Annotated in this window: 1 protein-coding gene; it reads left to right on the forward strand. The window is 69.4% G+C overall.

Annotation, left to right across the window (positions count from 1 at the left end):
- On the forward strand, positions 1-1,157 hold a 1,157-nt coding region (locus AC1DWF_RS32115; RefSeq protein ID WP_476842581.1), incomplete at its 5' end, for an FAD-binding oxidoreductase.
- Positions 1,158-1,214: the final 57 nt, after the last annotated feature.

Below are 1,214 nucleotides of genomic sequence, written 5' to 3' on the forward strand. Positions count from 1 at the left end.
GCGTCGTGCTGAGCCTGGAGCGCATGAACCGCTTCCGCTCCGTGGACCCGCTCGACAATTCCCTCGTCGCCGAGGCCGGCTGCACCATCGAGGCCGTGCACAACGCCGCGGCCGATGCCGGTCGGTTATTCCCCTTGCATTTCGGCGCGCAGGGCAGCGCGATGGTGGGCGGCGCGCTGTCGACCAACACCGGCGGCATCAGCACCATCCGCTACGGCAATGCGCGCGACCTCGTGCTCGGCGTCGAGGTCGTGCTGCCCGATGGCCGCGTGCTGGACGACCTGCGCCGCGTCCGGAAGGACAATTCCGGCTATGCGCTGAAGCACCTCTTCATCGGTGCGGAGGGCACGCTCGGCGTCATCACCGCGGCCTCGCTGCGGCTTTTTCCGAAGCTGGCCAAGCGCGAGACGGCGCTGGCCGCGGTGCGCTCCCCGCAGGAGGCGCTGCACCTCTACGCGCGTTGCCAGGAGAGCGGTGCGGAACTCGTCGCCTTCGAGCTGATCCAGCGCAACTGCATCGAGATCACGCTGAAATACGGCACCAATGTCCGCGAGCCGATGCCGCTGAGCACCGAATGGTTCGTCCTCATCGAGGCCGCCAGCACCCATGCCGCCATCCCCGTGCGCGAGGCGCTGGAGGCGGCGCTGATGGCCGGGATCGAGGCCGGCGAGGTGGAGGACGTGGTGATCTGCGAGAGCGAGGCGCAGCGCCAGAACCTCTGGAATATCCGCGAGACCTTCCCGGAGGCCTCCCGCATCGAGGCGCCGGGCCTGCCGACGGATACCTGCGTGCCGGTCTCGGCCGTGCCGGAATTCCTGGCCCGCTGCGCCGCCCTGATCGCAACGCGCTGGCCGGAGGGGCGGATGGTGGCGATCGGCCATCTGGGCGACGGCAACATCCACCTCTCGATGAAGGCGCCGATCGGCATGGGCTTCGCCGAGTTCCAGGCCCGCGCGCCGGAATTCGAGACCATGGTGAGCGAGATCGCGGTGGAACTGGGCGGCAGCTTCTCCGCCGAGCACGGCATCGGCCAGTCGAAGCGGCCCAGCATGGCGCTGCTGAAGTCGCCGGTGGCGGTGGATCTGATGCGGACCATCAAGGCCGCGCTGGACCCCGAAGGGCGGATGAACCCGGGCAAGGTGCTGCCTCCTGCTTGATGCGGGGGCGCGCACCCCCTATCACCGCAGCGGACGGGGCGTAGCACAGCCTGGTAG

Source organism: Aminobacter sp. P4_D5, from assembly GCF_056401815.1.